The sequence below is a fragment of the Caenimonas koreensis DSM 17982 genome (assembly GCF_009646335.1).
GTDB lineage: Bacteria > Pseudomonadota > Gammaproteobacteria > Burkholderiales > Burkholderiaceae_C > Ramlibacter > Ramlibacter koreensis.
The window spans coordinates 248,297-267,366 of record NZ_WJBU01000006.1; the positions used below are offsets into that span (position 1 = coordinate 248,297).

Sequence of the window (19,070 nt, forward strand, 5' to 3'; positions counted from 1 at the left end):
CGTCGATGCAGCTACCTGTTAACTTTGACAGCGTCAGCCTGGACGGACTGCTCAGCGATTGGGTCGGCGCACTGCGTGAATTTTCCGTGGAGGCCGTTGCCGTACTCGGCCCCGACCCCTTCGGCGGGGCTGACGACAGACAAGTCGTCGCAGTCCATCCGCCGCTGGTAGCCGATGCCGCGCAGGCCCTGGCGGAGAGCCGTGACTTCGGCGCTCCCTGGCGCGACTCGGACGCGCCCCTGGTCGCCTGGCAACACATCGCGAAGTCGGACCACCTGGGCGCGAGCCGATGGCGCATGCTGTGCCTGGCACATGGCTTCCAGACTGTTGTGCGGGTTGAGTTTTCATTGCCCGCCAATCGTGCATTTGAGTGCTTCATGTTCAGCCCTCGTGAGCTGACTGACCGCGCTGAGGCCGCATCGCTTGCCTGGTCGGCCTTGAACATCTGGCCGCTGGTCAAGCGAAGCATTGCCAATGCACGCTCGACGCTGAGTCCGCGCGAGCGTGAATGCCTTGTGCTTGCGTTCCAGGGGATGACCGCACGCGAAAGCTCGCTGCAGCTCAAGTGCACCGAGCGAACGGTGAACTACCACCTGGCCAATGCAATGGGCAAGTTGAAGGTTGACAACAAGCTCGCCGCGATCCAGCGCGCCTGCTGGCTTGGCGCGATTTGAGGCGCGCAGGTGCAGGGTTTATATTGCGACTCAACTCTCGCGAGAACCTACATGGCAGACGACGACATCGACCGCACGGCTTCGCTGATGACGCCTGCCAAGCTGGCTCAAGTCAAGCCGCGGGCCGCTGCATCGCCTGCAGCCTGGCTCGATCAGATGGCTGCCGACGCCGCGCACCAGAACGTCAGGCGCATCGCTGAGCTGCGCAGGCAGTTCAAGGAGCAGGCAAAGGCTCGCGACGACAGCGCGATCGCCGCCGGGATTGCCAGGCTGGCCAAGGCATTGCCTCATCTCGATTTCGGCTTGCTGCAGGGGCACGGCATCTGGTCACGCATGACGGGCAAGAGCCGTGCCGCCGCGACCGAATTCGCAGGTCGGTTCGACAAGCTCAAGGCAGCCGCCGACGAGGTCACGGCGCATATCAAGGGGTTTGACAAGCAAGTGCGCGATCAGGCACCTGCGGGCGACTTGTCGCTGCTCGACCTGGAAGTTGAATACAAGGCGATCGAGAAAGTCCAGGACCAGGGCGCTCGATGGCTGCAGGACATGCGCTCCCAGCTGAAGACGCGGCATGCGCAAAACAATGATGCTGCAGCAGCGAAGCAGATTGGCGACGACGAGGCGCGCTGCGAGATTCTTGTCGCTCGGCTGAAAGTGTTGCGCGAGGTGAGCGCCGCGGCGCAGGGCGCGCACCAGGCCGCGCGTGCTGCTGTTGCACGGCGGCTATCCCTGGCACAGGCGCTGCAGCAGCTGGGCGCTCGTCTCGCTGATTGGCGCTCGAAGATGCAGGCGCTGGTTGATGCCACCACCGGAGAACGCGAATCCGCCAGCGTGGACGCCGCCATGGAATGTCACCGCGACTTGCAGCTTGCCCTCAGGGATGCCGGCGCGGACTGTGCCCAGATGCGGGCTCAGGACAACGCCCTGGCCGAGAGCCTGCATGCGCTCAAGCAGCAGCTCGAAGCGGCGCAGGCGCGCTCACCCGCATGACCTTCCTTGCAGTCGATATCGGCAACACGCGCTTGAAGTGGGCGCTCTACGATTCGCCGCGCCCGGGTGCCGCGGTGCTGGCCCAGGGTGCCGAATTCCTGGAGAACATCGACAGGCTCGCCGATGGCGAGTGGGCCCGCCTGCCCGCGCCAAGTTGCATGCTAGGCTGCGCCGTGGCGGCCGATGCGATCAAGCGCCGCGTCGAAGAGCAGATGGAAGAGCTCTGGGATGTGCCTGCGCACTGGATCGTGCCGAGCGCTGCCGAGGCGGGCCTCGTCAATGGTTACGACCACCCGACACGCCTGGGTGCAGACCGGTGGGTTGCCATGATCGGCGCCTGGCACCGGCTGCTGTCGACGGGTGCGGCCAGGCCACTGGTGCTGGCGATGGTCGGCACGGCGGTCACCGTCGAAGCAATCGACGCCAGCGGCAAGTTCCTGGGCGGGCAAATCCTTCCGGGCCACGGCATCATGCTGCGGGCCCTTGAGTCAGGCACTGCGGGCCTGCACGTGCCGACGGGTGAAGTGCGCGAATTTCCGACCAACACGAGCGATGCCCTGACGAGTGGCGGCACCTATGCGATCGCGGGCGCGATCGAGTGCATGGTCAACCATGTGCGCAAGCATTGCGGGCAAGACCCCATGTGCATCATGACGGGCGGTGCGGGCTGGAAGATGGCGCCGCACATGCCCAGGCCGTTCGAGCTGGTCGAGAGTCTGATCTTCGACGGCCTGCTCGAACTCGCCCAGCGCCGCTTTGTGGCCTGACGGCCGGCAGCCAGGCAGGTCTCAGGCGCGGTCTGTCGCGAGCCAGGCTTCAGCCAGACGCACCCAGTAGGTAGCGCCCAGCGGGATGAGTTCATCGTTGAAGTCGTAGCTGGGGTTGTGCAGCATGCAGGGGCCCGCGCCGTGACCCATCTCGCGATGCGCGCCGTCGCCGTTGGCGATGAAGCAGTAAGCACCGGGCTTGGCTTGCAGCATGTACGCGAAGTCTTCCGCACCCATCGTGGGCTCCTGCTCCACGACGTTCTGCTCCCCGACGATCGATGCCAGCACCTGGCGCGAGAACTGCGCTTCAGCCTCGGAGTTGATCGTCGGCGGATAGTTGCGATGAAACTCGAACTCGCAGGTGGCGTCGTAGGCGGCGCACAGATGCTCGGTGAGCTGCTTCATTCGTTTTTCGATCAGGTCGAGCACCTCGATCGTGAAGGTGCGCACCGTGCCCTGCAACTCGGCGAAATCGGGCACGACGTTGGTGGCTTCGCCGGCATGAATCATCGTCACCGAAATCACGCCCGCATCGATCGGCTTCTTGTTGCGGCTGATGATGGTCTGGAATGCCTGCACGAGCTCGCACGCAACTGGGACGGGGTCGATGCCGTTGTGCGGCAGCGCGGCATGGCTGCCCTTGCCGTGGATGGTGATCTTGAACTCATTGCTGGATGCCATGACAGGGCCGGCGCTCACCGCAAACTTGCCAACGTCGTAGCCGGGCCAGTTGTGCATGCCGAACACCGCGTCCATCGGGAATTGCGTGAACAGGCCGTCGCTGATCATCTCGCGAGCGCCGCCGCCGCCTTCTTCGGCCGGCTGGAATATGAGGTACACCGTGCCGTCGAAGTTGCGATGCTTTGCAAAGTGCTGCGCCGCAGCGAGCAGCATGGCAACGTGCCCGTCGTGACCGCACGCATGCATCTTTCCCTGGTTCACGCTGGCGTGCTGGAACGTGTTGAACTCCTGCATGGGCAGCGCGTCCATATCTGCGCGCAGGCCAATGGCACGTGTGCTCGTGCCGTTCTTGACGATGCCGACCACGCCCGTCTTGCCGAGGCCGCGATGGATGGGAATGCCCCATTCGGTGAGCTTGGCGGCAATGACATCGGCCGTGCGGTTTTCCTGGAAGCAGAGTTCGGGGTGCGCGTGAATGTCGCGGCGGATCGCGGTGATGGCGGCGGCTTGCGTGACAACGGAGTCGAGGATGTTCATGACGTGAAGAAACTGCGCTTGCGGGATTGGCAGTCTAGCCCTGCGCTGGTCCAAGCGCCATGAGGGGATATCCGCGAGAATTCTGCGATGCAACTCACGAACACGCCCCTCTCGCCGAAAGCGCTCGAACTGGCCCGGGCCATGGTGGCAATCAACACAGTGAGCGAGAACTCCAATCTCGCGCTCATCCATCTCGTGCGCGATGAGCTCCTGCGCCTCGGGGTCAAGAGCCGGCTGACCTACAACGCCGCGAAAACCAAAGCCAACCTTTTCGCTACGCTCGGCGAGGGAAAGCCTGCAGGGCTGATACTTTCCGGTCACACCGATACCGTGCCGTGGGAAGGCCAGCAGTGGTCTACCCAGCCACTGGACCCGCAGGTGCGCGACGGCCGCCTCTATGGCCGCGGCAGCGCCGACATGAAGAGCTTCATCGCGATCGCGCTGTCGCAGGCAGAGAACTTTTTGAACAGCGCATCGCCATTCGCCATTCACTTTGCGTTCAGCTTTGACGAAGAGGTGGGCTGCTTCGGCGTGCGCGAACTCATCGCCGACATGCGGGACGCTGGCGTCAACCCGGTGGCCTGCGTGATCGGCGAGCCGACCAGCATGGTGCCCGCCATCGCGCACAAGGGCGTGTATCGCTACAAGTGTTGCGTGCGCGGCAAGGAAGCGCATTCGTCGCTCACGCCGAGTTCGGTCAATGCCATCGAAATGGCGGCGCGCGTGGTCGGCAAGCTGCGTGACATGGCTGAATCCTTCGAGCGCGACGAGCCGCGCTATGAAGGCTTCGACGTGCCGTTCTCCACCTCAAGCGTCGGGCAGTTCCACGGCGGGATTGCCGACAACGTCGTGCCGCGCGATGCGCAGTTTCGCTACGAGTTCCGCAACTTGCCCACGGCCGATGCGCGCGTCATGCAGCAGGAGCTGATTGCGCACGCACGCTCGCTCGAAGCCGCGATGCAGCGCGTGGCGCCTGACGCGGGATTCCGCTTTGAAACGATCTGCGAGATTCCGAGTTTTCTCGGCTCCGAGACAGATGCCGTCACGCAGCTTGCCCTGAAGCTCTCGGGCGAGGCGCGTGCGACGCAGGTGGCGTTTGGCACCGAGGCGGGCCTGTTCAAGGAGTCGGGCATTCCCACGGTGGTGTGTGGGCCGGGCAGCATCAACCAGGCTCACCAGCCCGACGAATTCGTGAGCCTCGAACAGCTCGCCCGGTGCGAGGCCTTCATGCGCGGCCTCGTGCAGGCCAGGTCGATCGGCTGAACTTTCGGCTTCGGGTTTGATGGCGCAATGGCAGCGCCCATTGCGATGGCTATTCGCGCACCTTGCCCTGCGAGTCGATCAGGCTGAGCTCCACGAGCTTGGAGCCGGAGCGGTCATCCGCGAAGTGCACGCGAAAGCCACCCAGGTTCACGTTGTCGAGGCCCTCGATCGCTTTTTTCAGGCGCGCGCGCGTCGGCTCCTTGGGCATGCGGCGCAATGCCTCGGCAAACGTGCGCGCGGCAAGGTAGCCTTCAACCATGTAAACGTTGGGTTTGCCGAGTTTGGCCGCCTGCGCGTCTGCCACCATTTCGCGCACGACGGCAGCCTTCGGGTTCTCGCTCTTGGGCACGACGCGCACCACCACAACGCCCGCACCCGCCGGGCCCAGCTCTTCGGCCAACAGGCTTTCCCCGGCATTGGAAAAGCCGTACACAGGCCCGCGAAAGCCCTTGGCCCGGATGTCGCGAACGATCGCGGCTGCGCCATTGGCGTCGGAGATCACGAGCACCGATTCGGGCTTGGCGACCAGCGCTTTGTCCACCGCGCCCGCCACGTTGCCCGTGTTCACCGCCGACTCCGAAACCAGGTTCGCGCCCAGGCTCGACATCGTGCGCTTGGCGGAGTCGAGCGCGGACATCGATTCGCCGTCCGTCGCATGCACGATGGCCAGTTTGCGCGCGCCCAGTGTCTCAGCATGCTTCGTGATGGCGGCGGACTCTTCTGCATAGCCCGGCCGCATTGAATAGACATTGGCGTAGTTCGCGCCGCGGAATTCATCGGCGGCCGACATCGGCGCGAAGAGGATGACGTCGGTGTCCTTGATGAGCGCGTAGGCGCGCGTGAGTTGCGGCGAGCCGTAGTAGCCAAAGAGCGCCAGCACGCCCTGGTCCAGCAGCTTTTTGGTATTGGCCTCGGTGGTGGCTGGGTTGCCTTTGTCGTCGAGCGCGACCAGCTCGATCTTGCGGCCGTTGATGCCGCCTTGCGCATTGACCTTGTCAAAGTAGAGCTTGGCGCCCTGGTGGAAGGGCGCTGCCAGCGCCGAACCAGGCCCGGTCATGGCGACCGACTGGCCGACCACGACGCTGGTCTTGGTGACGCCTTCCTCTGCGGCGCTGCTGGCCACACCAGCCAGGGCGAGGGCCGCTACCATCGCAGTTTGCGTGAGCGAACGAATCAGCTTCATGTATTGCCTCCTAATGCCCGCAAACTATAGAGTTACTGCATGAGCGAAACCATCGGCATTCACCCCAGCGTCAGCCCGGCGAAAGCTGTGATCCAGATTCGCGGCGCCTGCCCGCATGACTGTCCGGATACCTGTGCGCTGGTCACCACGGTCGAGAGCGGCGTCGCCGTGCGCGTTGCAGGCAACCCGGATCACCTGCACACGCAGGGCGTGCTTTGCAACAAGGTCTCGCGCTACACAGAGCGCACTTATCACCCGCAGCGGCTGCAGTACCCGCAGCGCCGAGTCGGCCCCAAGGGCTCTGGCCAGTTCGAGCGCGTGACCTGGGATGAAGCGCTGGACGATATTGCACAGCGCCTGGGCGCCATCGCGGCGCGCAACCCCGAGGCCATCTTGCCCTACAGCTACGCGGGCACGATGGGCCTGGTGCAGTCCGAGAGCATCGCCGCTCGTTTCTTCCACCAGCTGGGCGCGTCGCTGCTCGATCGCACGATCTGCTCCACGGCAGGCGCGGAAGCGCTGGGCTGGACGCTTGGCGGCAAGGTCGGCATGAAGGTGGAGTTTTTCGCCGAAGCAAAGCTGATCGTCATCTGGGGCAGCAATTCGATCACGAGCAACCTGCATTTCTGGCGCCAGGCGCAAATTGCCAAGCGCGCGGGTGCAAAGCTGGTGTGCATCGACCCCCGCCGCAGCGAGACGGCTGAAAAGTGCCATGAACACATCCAGTTGCAACCCGGGACAGACGCAGCCCTTGCGCTGGCGCTGATGCATGAGCTGATCGTCAACGACTGGCTCGACCACGAGTACATCGCGAGGCACACCCTCGGATGGGAAGCCTTGCGCGAGCGGGCGCTGCGCTGGACACCAGAGCGTGCCGCCAGTGTGTGCGGCATCGCGGCCGAGCAGATTCGCGCGCTGGCCCGCGACTACGGCACGACCCGGCCCGCCGCGATCCGCCTGAACTACGGCATGCAGCGCGTTCGCGGCGGCGGCAATGCCGTGCGTGCCGTGGCTTGCCTGCCCGCGCTGACGGGCGCATGGCGCCATCGCGCAGGCGGCGTGCTCCTTTCCAGCTCGGGTCAATTCCCCGTCAGGAAGACTGCGCTGCAACGCACCGACCTGCTCGCCGGCCGCACGCCGCGCACGATCAACATGGTGACGATCGGCGACGACCTGCTGCGCGAGAGCTCTGAGCAGTTCGGCCCGAAAATCGAGGCGCTTGTTGTCTACAACAGCAATCCGCTCGCCGTGGCGCCCGAGTCTTCGAAGGTAGCTGCCGGTTTCGGGCGCGACGATCTGTTCACCGTGGTGCTCGAACATTTCCAGACCGATACCGCCGACTACGCCGACTACCTTCTTCCCGCGACGACGCAGCTCGAGCATTGGGATGTGCACCTTTCGTACGGCCACACCGATGTCCTGCTGAACCGGCCCGCCATCGCGCCCGTCGGACAGAGCAAGCCCAATACGCAGATCTTCCGCGAGCTGGCGCAGCGCATGGGGCTGGACGCAGCCATCTACGCGGACGACGACGAAACGCTGTGCCGCAAGGCCTTCAGTGACGCCATCGACTTCAACGAGTTGCTGGACAAGGGCTGGGCCACGCTCCCCATTGCCGACGCGCCGTTCGCCACCGGAGATTTCCCGACACCTTCGGGCAAGTGCGAGTTCTTCAGCGAAGGCCTGGCGCGGCTGGGCGTCGATGGCCTGCCCGATCACTTGCCCAACTACGAAACCGCCGGCAGTTCAACGCGCTATCCGCTCGCCATGATTTCCCCGCCCGCGCGCAATTTCCTGAACTCGACGTTCGTGAACGTGGACAGCATCCGTGCGATGGAGCGCGAGCCGATCCTGGAGATGAATGCGGCTGACGCTGCGGCGCGGGGCCTCGCATCGGGCGCAGTGGTGCGCGTGTTCAATGACCGTGGCGACTACCACTGCAAGCTTGAAATCAGCGAGCGGGCGAGGCCCGGCGTCGTGCACGGGCTGGGTGTGTGGTGGCGCAAGTTCGGACTCAATGGCACGAACGTGAACGAGCTCACGAGCCAGCGGCTGACTGACATCGGGCGTGCGCCCGTGTTCTACGACTGCCTTGTCCAAGTGCAGGCGGCGTGAGCGGTCGAGTCGCGATGGCAATTGGCGGTGTGTCGGCATTGGCGGTGGCAGCCGCGTCGGCCCTGTGCCTCACGGGCTGCGCGAACATGGGCTACTACTGGCAATCGGTCAACGGGCACCTGTCGATGATGAGCGCAGCCAAGCCCGTGCAAGACTGGCTCGACGACCCGGCTGCCCCCGCGCGGCTGAAGGAGCGCCTGGCGCTCAGCCAGCGTATCCGCACCTACGCCGTGACGGAACTGAAGCTGCCCGACAACCCGAGCTATCGGCGCTATGCCGACCTGCACCGCAACGCCGTGGTCTGGAATGTCGTTGCGGCCCCACCGTACTCCACAACACTGCGCCAATGGTGCTTTCCCGTGACCGGCTGCGTTGGCTACCGGGGCTACTTCGACGAAAAGGCCGCCAAGCGCGAAGCTGCGCAAGTGGCCAGTGAAGGGTTCGAGACGGCGGTGTATCCGGTGCCCGCCTATTCGACGCTCGGCTGGATGAACTGGGCTGGCGGCGATCCGCTGCTCAACACCTTCATTTATTACCCGGAAGGCCAGCTGGCCCGCACGATCTTCCACGAGCTTGCACACCAGGTGGCCTACGCGAAGGACGACACGACGTTCAATGAATCGTTTGCCACGTCAGTCGAGCGGCTGGGTGGCGGGCAATGGCTCGCGATGCAGGCCACCGAAGCGATGCGGCAGGACTATGCGCAGTACAACGGGCGCCGCATCCAGTTTCGCGAACTCACGCTCGACACGCGCAAGCGCCTCGCGCATCTCTACGAGAGCGAATCGGGCGACAGGCGCGAAGCACTGAAGCAGGCCGCCATGGCCGAGTTCCGGGCGCAGTACGCGAAGTTGCGCGACAGCTGGGGCGGCGATGCAGCGCGCTTTCGCGGCTATGACCAGTGGGTCGCGCGTGCAAACAACGCTTCGTTCGGCACGCAAGCCGCGTACGATGAACTCGTGCCAGCCTTCGAGGCGTTGTTCGAGCGCGAGGGCCGTGACTTTCGCCGCTTCTACGACAGCGTGAAGCACCTGGCTGCGTTGCCGTCCAAAGAAGAGCGGCGCCGCGCACTGAAAATGCAGAACTGACATCAATCCAGGAGACAGCAGTGGCACACATTCACATCAGCCGTGAGCACACACTGGGCTTGCCGCAGGCGCGCAAGCTGGCATTCAAGTGGGCGGAAACCGCCGAGGACAAGCTCGGCATGGAATGCACCTACGAAGAAGGCAAGACCGAAGATGTCGTGAGCTTCACCCGATCGGGCGCGAACGGCGAACTGAAGGTCACCAAGGACAAGTTCGTGCTGGATGCCAAGCTTGGCCTCCTGCTGGGTGCATTCCGGGAGCGCATCGAGAGCGAGATCGTGAAAAACCTCGACCTGCTGCTGCAGCAGAAGGACCCTCACAAGGCATTCAGCGAGGAAATCGAGCGGCGCACTTCGCCAAAAAAAGAGGCCGCCAAGCCTGTGAAGGCCGCACCTGCCAAGGCCGCGCCCGCCAGGAAACCGGCTGCGAAGAAGAAGGCCTGAGCGTGTCAGCCATGTCTGGCGCAGCGGCGAGCCCCCAGGCGCTCGCTGGCCTGAAGGTGATCGAGCTGGGCCAGTTGATCGCAGGCCCGTTTGCTGCCCGCACGCTGGCCGATTTCGGCGCCGACGTGATCAAGGTCGAAGCGCCTGAAGGCGGCGACCCGCTGCGCAAATGGCGCCTGCTCAAAGACGGCACCTCCGTGTGGTGGCAAGTGCAGTCGCGCAACAAGCGCTCGATCGCGCTCGACTTGAAGGAGCCTCAAGCGCAGGACATCGTGCGGCAACTCGTGCGCGAAGCCGATGTGCTGATCGAGAACTTCCGCCCCGGCGCGATGGAGGGCTGGGGCCTTGGGCCTGAGGCACTGCACGCCATCAACCCGCGCTTGATCATGCTGCGCATCAGCGGCTATGGCCAAAGCGGTCCGTATCGTGACCGGCCCGGTTTTGGTGTGGTCGCCGAGGCGATGGGCGGGCTGCGCCACCTGACGGCGGAGCCGGGCCACGTGCCGGTGCGCGTGGGCGTGAGCATTGGCGACACGCTGGCCGCGCTGCACGGGGTGATTGGCGTTCTCGTCGCGTTGCAGCACCGTCATGCCACGGGGCAGGGGCAGGTGATTGACATGGCCCTGTACGAAGCCGTCTTCAATTGCATGGAAAGCCTGCTGCCCGAGTACAGCGCGTTCGGCGTCGTGCGTGAGCCCAGCGGAAGTGCCTTGCCGGGTATTGCGCCCACCAATGCTTACAGGTGTGCCGATGGCGGCTATGCATTGGTCGCCGGCAATGGCGACAGCATCTTCAAGCGCTTGATGGCCGCGATTGGCCGGCCCGACCTGGCAAGCGACGCGCAACTGGCGGACAACGCCGGTCGCGTCGCGCGTGTCACCGAACTCGACGCTGCGATTGGCGAGTGGACGTCTGAGCGAACGGTAGGTGATGTGCTTGCAGCGCTCGACGCGGCCTCAGTGCCGGCGGGGCGGATCTACACCGTGGCCGACATCGCAGCCGACGCGCATTACCAGGCGCGCGGCATGTTGCAGTCGGTCACGATGGCGGACGGCAGCGAGCTTGCTGTGCCAGGCGTCGTGCCCAAGCTGTCGCTCACGCCCGGCGCGCACAGGCGCAATGCGCCGGCCCTGGGCCAGGATACCGACCAGGTCTTGAAAGAAATCGGATTGAGCGGCGAACAAATCGCCGCCCTCAGGCAGCGCGGCATCGTGAACTGACGGGAGATACGGCGCAGCGGCGCCAGTCAGTGCAGCGAGCCAGTCAGCTCAATGAGCCGATCAGGTCGATGTATTGCTGCATCGCGTCTTCATTCGAGGTGCCCTTCAGGCCATTCCATGCGTCCCACTTGGCGCGGCCCACCATGTCGCCGAAGCCGGGCTTCTTCTCGGTGTTGTCGCCCGCCGTGCCCTGCTTGTACAAGGCGTAGAGCTTGAGCAGCGTTGCGTTGTCGGGCCGCTCGGTGAGGCTCTTCGAATTGGCGACGGCGGCTTCGAATGCTGCTTTCAGGTCGGACATGGGATCGGGCTCCTTCGAAAATGATCTTGCCGCGGGGTGCGGGTAACTTCGCGGTATCTTACGTGCAGCCGCCCGCCCAGAATAGGGGTGGTATCGCTATCTCCGGAGAGAACTCACATGGTCACTCGCATCGTCGCCAGCCAGGTCGCCAGGACCGTAGCCAAGACGGCCAGCAAGACAGCCCGCAAAGCGGTTCGCAACGTCCAGAAGAACGCGACGCACGCTGCCACCGGCATGCTCGGCCTCGCAGGCGAGCGCATGACCAAGGTCGACACCGCGTGGCTGCGGATGGACTCGCCCTCCAACCTGATGATGATCGTGGGCGTGTGGACGATCAAGCCGGGCATCCGCTATGAAGACCTGTGCCAGCGCGTCGAGGAGCGCCTGCTGAAGTACCCGCGCTTTCGCCAGCGGGTGGAAGAAGACACCGCGGGCGCGACGTGGGTCGAAGACGATGATTTCGATATCGAACGCCATGTCGTGCGCGAGAAGCTGCCCAAGCGCGCGCACGCCCACGAGCAGGCGGTTTTGCAGGACCGCGTTGGAGAGCTGGCCATGCAGCCGCTCGACACGAGTCATCCGCTGTGGCAGTTCCACCTGATCGAGGACTACCAGGGCGGCAGCGCGATGCTGGTGCGCATCCACCACTGCATTGCCGATGGCATCGCGCTCATCTCAGTCACGATGTCGCTCGTCGATGGCGGTGCGCCGCCGCCCGAGCGCAGCCGCCGGGCCAACGCCGTCACGGGCGCTGAAGACTGGATCGCCGACACGCTGATCAAGCCGTTCACCCACATGACGGTCAAGGCCCTGGGCGCAGCAGGTGAGGGCGCTGCCAACGCCCTGGGCATGTTGCGTGACCCGCAAAAGGGCATGGCCGGATCGCTTGATCTTGCCAAGCTCGCGTACCAGGTGGTGAGCGACATCGCAGCGCTGGCATTGATGCCTGACGATTCGAAGACGCGCCTCAAAGGCAAGCCGGGCGTCAAAAAGCGTGTGGCCTGGTGCGACCCGCTGCCGCTTGAAGAAGTCAAAGCCGTCAGCCGTGCGCTCAACTGCTCGATCAATGATGTGCTGTTGTCGTGCGTGGCCGGCGCCATCGGCGAGTATTTGCGCACGCAAGGCGATGACGTCACGGGCCAGGAAATCCGCGCGATGATCCCTGTGAACCTGCGCCCGCTCGACCAGGCCTACAAGCTGGGGAACCGGTTCGGCCTGGTGCCGCTGGTGCTGCCCATCGGCATGGAAAACCCGATCGAGCGTGTGTATGAAGTGCGCAGGCGCATGAGCGCGCTCAAGGGCAGCACGCAGCCGCTGCTGGCGTTTGGCATGCTGGCCATTGCGGGCCTCTTGATCAAGCCTGCGCAGGACGCCATGCTCAACCTGTTCGGCAAGAAGACCACGGCCGTGATGACGAATGTGCCCGGCCCGCGCGACAAGCTGAAGCTGCTGGGCTCCACGCTGGAGCAGAGCATGTTCTGGGTGCCGCAATCCGGCGACATCGGGCTGGGTGTGTCGATCTTGAGCTACGGCGGTGGCGTGCAGTTCGGCGTGATCACCGACACCACGCTGTGCCCCGATCCGCAACTCATCATCGATGAATTCGCGCCCGAATTCGCCAAGCTCAGCCTGGTGACGCTGATGCTGCCGTGGGGTGACTGATCAGCTCTCTGCCGAACTGGTCGGCATCTCGCCCAGTCGCAGCTTTGCGAATTCCTCTTCGTAGGAAAGTGCGAGAGCTGTCTTCTGCTTTTCCGTGAGCACCTTGCCGGCCAGCTGGAAGATGGCGTGTTCTTCATCTTCCAGGTGGTGAAACACCTTGTGGTGCAGCTTCCTGAAATGGGCGATCCAGCCCGAAGAGCTCATCTCCATCTGGTTCAGTTCATCGACGAGCTTGTCCATCTCGTGGTGTTCGGCCATGCCGTGACGTGACTGCGCCTGCGTCTCGTCGAAATCGATCAGCGGGCTGTAGAACCAGCGTTCTTCGGCAGCGGCGTGCGCCGCAAGTTCGTGTTTGAGCTCGCGAAACAGGCGTACACGTTCGGCCGAGTCGCCTTGCGTGTCCAGGATCTGTGTGGCGAGGGCGCGTTGCGTGTCGTGCGACAGGCGAAGGGCTTCGAAGATGTTCATGCCGCGCATGTTGCCCAGTGGCGCCAAGCTCGTCTGTAGGCGCGCATCGCATGTCGTCGACGGCGCGCGTCGCAGCGGCGGTGCCGCGCGCGCAGCTAACCCTGCAGTTCTGCGCGCGCGAGCTCGACGTCGAGCGACTCCATCGCGTCGAAGGGCTCGGCAGCTGCGGCCTGTTCGTAAAGGCGCGTCGCCTCACGGGCTTTCTTGTCGCCTTCGAGCATGACGAGGCCGTTGGCGTATTCGATCATGGCGATGGCCGATGCCGGCTGCAGCTTGATCGCCTCCTGAAAGAACTTCAGGCCCAAGTCCTTGCGGGCGCCGTAGGTCATCCCGCCGATGAGCGTGCCCACCTTGTCGATGACTTCGGCGTGGAAGGTGCCCAGGGCAATGTGGGCGTCCGCATGGTGGGGCTGCAGGCGGATCGCTTTTTCAAGCGCGTCCTTGACCTTGCCGCCCAGTCCCTGTGCGAGCGCTTTGGCCACGCTGATGCCCTGGCTGTAGCGGCCAAGCGCATAGGCCTGCCAGTACCAGGCGTTGGCATTGCCAGGATGATCGCTGGCCTGCAATGCAGCGCGCTGCGCGACTTCCGTGAACAGGTCGAGCCGCACTTTCTCTTTTTTCTCGAGATAGTTGGCATAGATGGCGGTGGCCTTGTTGGCCACGGTGATGCCATCGCCGCCCGCTGCCACACCTGCTTCAGCCGCCTTCTGGAATTCGCCGTTGTGGAACAGCGCCCACGCATCGATGACCTGTGGGCTGGAAGGCAACGGCTCTGCGTCACCGGCGTGCAGGCGCAGCCAATGTTTCTTCACGCTGGCCCGGTCGAACTGGTAGTCGCCCAGGTGCGGAAACGCTGTCCACTTCGCCATCTTGTCTCCGGTCGTTGTTCTTGTGGGGTCTGTCAGGCGGCGGGCTGGCTGTAAGCTGAGACCAGTCCGAGCAAATGCATGCGCTGTCCCTGCTCAAGGTAGGGTACCAGCAGATTGAGCACGTGGTGGGCGCCGCGCAGCAGCGCGAGCTGGGCGTTTTCAGGCTCGAGCGCGCGACGCGGATCGCGCACGTATTCGTAGCTCAGCCAGTAAGTCAGCACGACGACCATGCTGGTGGCCGTCGCTTCGACTTCGCGCGAGTCGATCGTGAGCGCGCCGGAGCGGGCCATGCCGTCGAGCATCGCCTTGATCGAGCGCGTCTTGTTCTTGAGCACCCACTGGAAGTGCGTTTCAAGCCGCCTGTTTTTCGACAGCAGATCGTTCAGGTCGCGGTACAGGAAGCGGTATTGCCAGATCAGCTCGAACAGCGAATGCATGAAGAACCAGGCGTCTTCCACATCGCGCACACCGTCGCTCGCGTTGAGCAGTTCGCTCAGGCTGCGTTCGTAGCGGTCAAAGAGCGAGTTGATCAGCTCGTCCTTGGCCGGGTAGTGGTAGTAGAGGTTGCCCGGGCTGATGTTCATCTCGGCGGAGATCAGCGTCGTCGAGACGTTGGGTTCGCCAAAGCGGTTGAACAGCTCGAGCGTCACCTCAAGGATGCGCTCGGCGGTGCGGCGGGGCGCCTTTTTGACCATGATGGATCAGGCGTTCACACGCACGGGCTGCACGGGCTGCGCCGGCCGCACGATGTGCCCCAGGTCGTCCATCACCTCCTGCAGCGAGGCAATCGCGCGGCCGATGCGCGTGGGCGACGGGCGCGGCGCGAGCAGGTGGCGGCGTGGATCGTCCAGCACATCGCCGTCGAGCGTGATGCCATGGCGCGCGAACTTTGCCGCCAGCGACGTGCGCCGTGACCGCAGCATCGCGCGGGTTTGCTGGTAAGCGTGCTCGGCCAGCTGCCTGCGCTTGCCGTAGCTGAACGTGTTGGCCAGGTACAGCTCGGGGTCGCGGTGATCGGGCTCGATGAGGACGATGTCGGCCCGGGGATAGGCGCGCTCATAGTGCTTCATGCCCAGCTCCATGCGCGAATGGATGATGGAGCGGAAGGTTTGCGACAGCACAGCCGGAAGCCCGCCATCGGAAATGCGCGGGATGCTGCGCTTTTCGCGCGGCAGGCCCCGACGCATCACGCGTGCGTTCGCGTCGACCGTGGAATTGAAGGGCACCAGCGGATTGAGGCAGAGCATCAAGTCAACGCCTTCGTCGAGCGCGACGGAGGCGTGCATGGTTTTCTTCAGGGCGCCATCGACGTAGTAGTGATCGTCGATCTCGACCGGCGGAAACAACCCCGGCAGCGCAGAGCTTGCCTGCACGGCCTTGGAGATCGGGATGTGGTCCCAGCCCGCGCGGCCGAACGGCGCCGCTTCGCCGGTGTCAAGGTTGGTAGCCACCAGGGTCAGGCGCGCCTTGAGCTGCCGGAAATCGTTGGTGCGGCCATCGCGGGTGAACAGGTCAGCCAGGCGGCTGTGGACGAGGTCGTTGGCAAACAGGCCCGTCGGCAGGATAGGGCCCAGCCGCTCGAGCGAATGCGTGATCGACCTGCCGCCGAAGGTCACGCCCCACAGCGCTGCTGTCGCCAGGCCAGGAAACATGATCGCCCGCCGCGCGAACTCGCTGTAGGCCGGCACCATCAACCACGAAGGATCGAAGAGGTCGCCTGCGCGTTCATCGTTTTCGATGAACGCGGCGCACAGCTCGCGCGGGGACATGCCATTGGCAAGCCCGGCGGCGATGAAACCTCCGGCAGACACGCCCACGTAATGATCGAGTTGCCGGAAGTCCAGGCCGACGAGTGCCTCGTCGAGCGCGCACAGGGCGCCTATCTCGTAAATCGCCCCCAGCGGGCCGCCACCAGCCAGGGCGAGTGCGATGGTGGGCTTGGTTTTGGATTTGCTGCTCATGATCAGTCAGTGTAGGTGGCTTGAAACGCAGTTCCTGCTGCATTGCAGCAATGCGCGGTGCCTGCGACCGGACAAAAAGAAGGGCGCCGAAGCGCCCTGTTCTGTCAAATGCGACTGCGCACGCCGCACAGCCTGTCAGGCCGTCTTGCGCGGTGCTGCGCGCTTGGTCGCCGCTTTCTTCGCTGCCTTGGCTGCGGGCTTGGCGGCCGGCTTGGTGGCCGAAGCGCTCTTGCCCCCCATGGCAACCACATTGCGATTGAGTTCGTCGATGCGTGCGACCAGCACGTCGATGTCCTTCGACGAAGGCACGCCCAGCTTGTTCAGTGCCTTGGCAACGCGCTCTTCGAAGATGTCTTCGAGCTTGCCCCACTGGCCCGATGCCTTGGAGGAAATGTCGGTGGCCATCGAGGCCATGCGGCTGGTGGCTTCAGTGATCTTTTCTTCAGCGACAGCTTGTGTCTTGCGCTGGATGGAAGTGCCTTCCTTGACCAGGGCTTCGAAGACCTTGCCGCCTTCTTCCTGTGCCTTGGCGAAAGCGCCGAGACCTGCCAGCCAGATCTGCTGGGCCGATTCCTTGACGGTGCCCGACAGTTGCGCGGCGGACTTCTGGGTGCCGGTGGCTTCGGCTTTTTGCATTTTCTTGACCATGTGGAGTTCTCCTGTGGATGGATATGTTGTGCGTGGGCCAATGTAAGGCCCGCGCGGCCAGCCGTGTAGGTGCCCTCTTCTAGAAACGGGAAGGCGCTGCACCTATCCGGCGCGCGGGTTTGTGCGGAATGATCGCACCCGCACTTTTGCGCAGAATGCGGCAGAGCAACATCAATTCAACGAGGAGCACTCATGCAGTATTTCGTTACCGGCGCCACCGGGTTCATCGGCAAGCGCCTCGTCAAGAAGCTGCTGGAGCGCAAGGGCTCCACGGTGTATTTCCTGATGCGCAAGGAAAGCGAGGGCAAGATCCCCGAGCTGCGCGAGTACTGGAGTGCATCTGCGGCACGCACCGTGCCCGTGTTCGGCGACCTCACGAGCAAGAAGCTCGGCGTGTCTTCCGAAGACATCAAAAAGCTCAAGGGCCAGATCGATCACTTCCACCATCTTGCTGCGGTGTACGACTTGTCGGCTGATGAAGAAAGCCAGATCGCCGTCAACATCGAAGGCACGCGCAATACCGTCGAGTTCGCGAAGGCCATCGACGCTGGCCACTTCCATCATGTGTCGTCCATCGCGGCAGCGGGCCTGTACGAAGGCGTGTTTCGCGAAGACATGTTCGAGGAGGCCGAGAACTACGAGCACCCGTATTTCCTCACCAAGCACGAGAGCGAAAAAATCGTGCGCAAGGAATGCAAGGTGCCGTGGACGGTGTACCGGCCCGCGATGGTCGTGGGCGACTCGCACACAGGCGAGATGGACAAGATCGACGGCCCGTATTACTTCTTCAAGCTGATCCAGCGCATGCGCCAGATCCTGCCGCCGTGGCTGCCCGCTGTGGGCCTGGAAGGCGGCCGCGTGAACATCGTGCCTGTGGACTATGTGGTGAACGCGCTCGATTACATCAGCCACAAGGCCGGCATCGAAAAGCGCGCGTTCCATCTGGTGGACCCGGTCGGCTATCGCGTGGGCGATGTGCTCGACATCTTCAGCCGCGCTGCGCATGCGCCGAAGATGAACCTGTTCATCAATGCAGCGCTGCTGGGCTTCATTCCCAAGAGCGTGAAGAAAGGCTTGATGGGAGTCGCGCCGGTGCGCCGCATCCGCAGCGCGATCATGAAAGATCTCGCGCTGCCCGAAGACATCCTGACCTTCGTGAACTACCCCACGCGCTTTGACAGCCGTGACTCGCAGGCCATCCTCAAAGGCTCGGGCATTGAAGTGCCGAACCTGAAGGACTACGCATGGCGCTTGTGGGACTACTGGGAGCGTCACCTCGATCCTGATCTGCATATCGACCGTTCGCTGCGCGGCACCGTGGGCGGCAAGGTCGTGCTGGTCACGGGCGGCTCGTCGGGCATTGGCCTGGCGGCAGCGCACAAGTTTGCTGAAGCAGGTGCTGTGACCATCATCTGCGGCCGCGACCAGGAAAAGCTCGACGAAGCCTGCAAGGAAGCCAAGGCGAAGGGTTACGAGTTCATCGCCTATCCGGCGGATATTGCGGACATGGCCGACTGCGACCGCTTCGTGAAGGAGCTGATCGCCAACCATGGCGGCGTCGACTTCCTGATCAACAACGCGGGCCGCTCGATCCGCCGCGCGATTGAGGCGAGCTACGACCGCTTCCATGACTTTGAGCGCACGATGCAGCTGAACTACTTCGGCTGCCTGCGCGTGACGATGGGCCTGCTGCCTGCCATGGTCGAAAAGAAGAAGGGCCATGTGGTCAACATCAGCTCGATTGGTGTGTTGACGAACGCGCCGCGCTTTTCTGCGTATGTGGCTTCGAAGGCAGCGCTCGATGCCTGGACGCGTTGCGCGTCGAGCGAGTTCGCCGACCGCGGCATCAGCTTCACCACGATCAACATGCCGCTCGTTCGCACGCCGATGATTGCGCCGACGAACATCTACAAGAACGTGCCGACGCTCGCGCCTGAAGAGGCCGCCGACATGATCGCGGATGCGTGTGTGAGCAAACCGGTGCGCATCGCGACACGCCTGGGCATCACGGGCCAGGTGTTGCATGCACTGATGCCGCGTGTGGCGCAGATTGCGATGAACACGAGCTTCCGGATGTTCCCGGACTCGGCTGCGGCCAAGGGCGACAAGAGCGGCAAGCCAACGCTGTCGCCGGAGGCAATCGCGCTGCAACAAATGATGCAAGGAATTCACTTCTAAGCATTCACCTGGGGAGTCGCTAGCG

18 protein-coding genes are annotated in these 19,070 nt (G+C 63.9%); 10 read left to right on the forward strand and 8 right to left on the reverse strand.

Going from position 1 to position 19,070, the window contains the following annotated elements:
- Positions 1–5 precede the first annotated feature (5 nt).
- Genes GHT07_RS07900 through GHT07_RS07910 form a run of 3 tightly spaced genes read left to right on the forward strand, consistent with a single transcriptional unit; the run spans position 6 to position 2,431 of the window.
- Complete coding sequence (locus GHT07_RS07900) at positions 6–674, forward strand: helix-turn-helix transcriptional regulator (RefSeq protein WP_153584521.1); 669 nt, start codon at positions 6–8, stop codon at positions 672–674.
- 51 nt (positions 675–725) lie between these two features.
- Complete coding sequence (locus GHT07_RS07905) at positions 726–1,664, forward strand: hypothetical protein (RefSeq protein ID WP_153584522.1); 939 nt, start codon at positions 726–728, stop codon at positions 1,662–1,664.
- Positions 1,661–2,431: a type III pantothenate kinase gene (locus GHT07_RS07910; protein WP_153584523.1), complete on the forward strand. Its 771-nt coding sequence runs from the start codon at positions 1,661–1,663 to the stop codon at positions 2,429–2,431. Before GHT07_RS07905 ends, GHT07_RS07910 begins: the two co-directional genes overlap by 4 nt.
- Positions 2,432–2,452: 21 nt before the next feature.
- On the opposite strand, the gene GHT07_RS07915 is transcribed toward GHT07_RS07910, so the two are convergent.
- Complete coding sequence (locus GHT07_RS07915) at positions 2,453–3,649, reverse strand: M20 aminoacylase family protein (RefSeq protein ID WP_153584524.1); 1,197 nt, start codon at positions 3,647–3,649, stop codon at positions 2,453–2,455.
- 87 nt (positions 3,650–3,736) lie between these two features.
- On the opposite strand from GHT07_RS07915, the gene argE reads away from it, so the two are divergent.
- The gene (argE, locus tag GHT07_RS07920; RefSeq protein ID WP_153584525.1) at positions 3,737–4,912 is read left to right on the forward strand and encodes an acetylornithine deacetylase; all 1,176 of its coding nucleotides are present in this window, start codon (positions 3,737–3,739) and stop codon (positions 4,910–4,912) included.
- A 49-nt stretch (positions 4,913–4,961) separates the two neighbouring features.
- Here argE and GHT07_RS07925 read toward each other — a convergent pair whose 3' ends face one another.
- On the reverse strand, positions 4,962–6,095 hold the full coding sequence (locus GHT07_RS07925) for an ABC transporter substrate-binding protein (RefSeq protein ID WP_153584526.1): 1,134 nt from the start codon (positions 6,093–6,095) through the stop codon (positions 4,962–4,964).
- Between the two features lie 39 nt (positions 6,096–6,134).
- Here GHT07_RS07925 and GHT07_RS07930 point away from each other — a divergent pair, with 39 nt between their 5' ends.
- Genes GHT07_RS07930 through GHT07_RS07945 form a run of 4 tightly spaced genes read left to right on the forward strand, consistent with a single transcriptional unit; the run spans position 6,135 to position 10,961 of the window.
- Positions 6,135–8,210 (forward strand): molybdopterin-containing oxidoreductase family protein, encoded by a 2,076-nt coding sequence (locus tag GHT07_RS07930; protein ID WP_153584527.1) that lies wholly within the window; start codon positions 6,135–6,137, stop codon positions 8,208–8,210.
- 14 nt (positions 8,211–8,224) lie between these two features.
- Complete coding sequence (locus GHT07_RS07935; protein WP_153584613.1) at positions 8,225–9,298, forward strand: aminopeptidase; 1,074 nt, start codon at positions 8,225–8,227, stop codon at positions 9,296–9,298.
- 20 nt (positions 9,299–9,318) lie between these two features.
- Positions 9,319–9,741, forward strand: coding sequence for a polyhydroxyalkanoic acid system family protein (locus GHT07_RS07940; protein WP_323740838.1), 423 nt, complete (start codon positions 9,319–9,321; stop codon positions 9,739–9,741).
- 11 nt (positions 9,742–9,752) lie between these two features.
- The gene (locus tag GHT07_RS07945; protein ID WP_153584614.1) at positions 9,753–10,961 is read left to right on the forward strand and encodes a CaiB/BaiF CoA transferase family protein; all 1,209 of its coding nucleotides are present in this window, start codon (positions 9,753–9,755) and stop codon (positions 10,959–10,961) included.
- A gap of 43 nt (positions 10,962–11,004) precedes the next feature.
- Here the strand turns inward: GHT07_RS07945 and GHT07_RS07950 are convergent, their stop codons facing one another.
- A complete protein-coding gene (locus tag GHT07_RS07950) occupies positions 11,005–11,259 on the reverse strand; it encodes an acyl-CoA-binding protein (RefSeq protein WP_153584529.1) in 255 nt (84 codons plus the stop codon).
- A 117-nt stretch (positions 11,260–11,376) separates the two neighbouring features.
- Between GHT07_RS07950 and GHT07_RS07955 the strand changes: the two genes are divergently transcribed.
- Positions 11,377–12,921, forward strand: a complete 1,545-nt coding sequence (locus GHT07_RS07955; RefSeq protein WP_395687295.1) for a wax ester/triacylglycerol synthase family O-acyltransferase — start codon at positions 11,377–11,379, stop codon at positions 12,919–12,921.
- Here GHT07_RS07955 and GHT07_RS07960 read toward each other — a convergent pair whose 3' ends face one another.
- The 5 genes from GHT07_RS07960 to GHT07_RS07980 form a co-directional block, all read right to left on the reverse strand.
- The gene (locus GHT07_RS07960) at positions 12,922–13,389 is read right to left on the reverse strand and encodes a hemerythrin domain-containing protein (protein WP_153584530.1); all 468 of its coding nucleotides are present in this window, start codon (positions 13,387–13,389) and stop codon (positions 12,922–12,924) included.
- A 95-nt stretch (positions 13,390–13,484) separates the two neighbouring features.
- Positions 13,485–14,258, reverse strand: a complete 774-nt coding sequence (locus tag GHT07_RS07965) for a tetratricopeptide repeat protein (protein WP_153584531.1) — start codon at positions 14,256–14,258, stop codon at positions 13,485–13,487.
- A gap of 32 nt (positions 14,259–14,290) precedes the next feature.
- A complete protein-coding gene (locus GHT07_RS07970) occupies positions 14,291–14,953 on the reverse strand; it encodes a TetR/AcrR family transcriptional regulator (protein ID WP_153584532.1) in 663 nt (220 codons plus the stop codon).
- A gap of 6 nt (positions 14,954–14,959) precedes the next feature.
- On the reverse strand, positions 14,960–16,219 hold the full coding sequence (locus GHT07_RS07975; protein ID WP_153584533.1) for a patatin-like phospholipase family protein: 1,260 nt from the start codon (positions 16,217–16,219) through the stop codon (positions 14,960–14,962).
- Positions 16,220–16,354: 135 nt separating this feature from the next.
- The gene (locus GHT07_RS07980) at positions 16,355–16,867 is read right to left on the reverse strand and encodes a phasin family protein (protein ID WP_153584534.1); all 513 of its coding nucleotides are present in this window, start codon (positions 16,865–16,867) and stop codon (positions 16,355–16,357) included.
- Between the two features lie 192 nt (positions 16,868–17,059).
- Between GHT07_RS07980 and GHT07_RS07985 the strand changes: the two genes are divergently transcribed.
- Positions 17,060–19,045 carry an SDR family oxidoreductase gene (locus tag GHT07_RS07985; RefSeq protein ID WP_153584535.1) on the forward strand — a complete coding sequence of 662 codons (1,986 nt, stop codon included), beginning with the start codon at positions 17,060–17,062 and terminating at the stop codon, positions 19,043–19,045.
- The last annotated feature ends 25 nt before the right edge of the window (positions 19,046–19,070 follow it).

Coding starts and splice junctions, on each gene's coding strand:
- GHT07_RS07900 (WP_153584521.1), top strand. CDS start 6: ATGCAGCTACCTGTTAACTTTGACAGCGTCAGCCTGGACGGACTGCTC.
- GHT07_RS07905 (WP_153584522.1), top strand. CDS start 726: ATGGCAGACGACGACATCGACCGCACGGCTTCGCTGATGACGCCTGCC.
- GHT07_RS07910 (WP_153584523.1), top strand. CDS start 1,661: ATGACCTTCCTTGCAGTCGATATCGGCAACACGCGCTTGAAGTGGGCG.
- GHT07_RS07915 (WP_153584524.1), bottom strand. CDS start 3,649: ATGAACATCCTCGACTCCGTTGTCACGCAAGCCGCCGCCATCACCGCG.
- argE (WP_153584525.1), top strand. CDS start 3,737: ATGCAACTCACGAACACGCCCCTCTCGCCGAAAGCGCTCGAACTGGCC.
- GHT07_RS07925 (WP_153584526.1), bottom strand. CDS start 6,095: ATGAAGCTGATTCGTTCGCTCACGCAAACTGCGATGGTAGCGGCCCTC.
- GHT07_RS07930 (WP_153584527.1), top strand. CDS start 6,135: ATGAGCGAAACCATCGGCATTCACCCCAGCGTCAGCCCGGCGAAAGCT.
- GHT07_RS07935 (WP_153584613.1), top strand. CDS start 8,225: ATGGCAATTGGCGGTGTGTCGGCATTGGCGGTGGCAGCCGCGTCGGCC.
- GHT07_RS07945 (WP_153584614.1), top strand. CDS start 9,753: ATGTCTGGCGCAGCGGCGAGCCCCCAGGCGCTCGCTGGCCTGAAGGTG.
- GHT07_RS07950 (WP_153584529.1), bottom strand. CDS start 11,259: ATGTCCGACCTGAAAGCAGCATTCGAAGCCGCCGTCGCCAATTCGAAG.
- GHT07_RS07955 (WP_395687295.1), top strand. CDS start 11,377: ATGGTCACTCGCATCGTCGCCAGCCAGGTCGCCAGGACCGTAGCCAAG.
- GHT07_RS07960 (WP_153584530.1), bottom strand. CDS start 13,389: ATGAACATCTTCGAAGCCCTTCGCCTGTCGCACGACACGCAACGCGCC.
- GHT07_RS07965 (WP_153584531.1), bottom strand. CDS start 14,258: ATGGCGAAGTGGACAGCGTTTCCGCACCTGGGCGACTACCAGTTCGAC.
- GHT07_RS07970 (WP_153584532.1), bottom strand. CDS start 14,953: ATGGTCAAAAAGGCGCCCCGCCGCACCGCCGAGCGCATCCTTGAGGTG.
- GHT07_RS07975 (WP_153584533.1), bottom strand. CDS start 16,219: ATGAGCAGCAAATCCAAAACCAAGCCCACCATCGCACTCGCCCTGGCT.
- GHT07_RS07980 (WP_153584534.1), bottom strand. CDS start 16,867: ATGGTCAAGAAAATGCAAAAAGCCGAAGCCACCGGCACCCAGAAGTCC.
- GHT07_RS07985 (WP_153584535.1), top strand. CDS start 17,060: ATGCAGTATTTCGTTACCGGCGCCACCGGGTTCATCGGCAAGCGCCTC.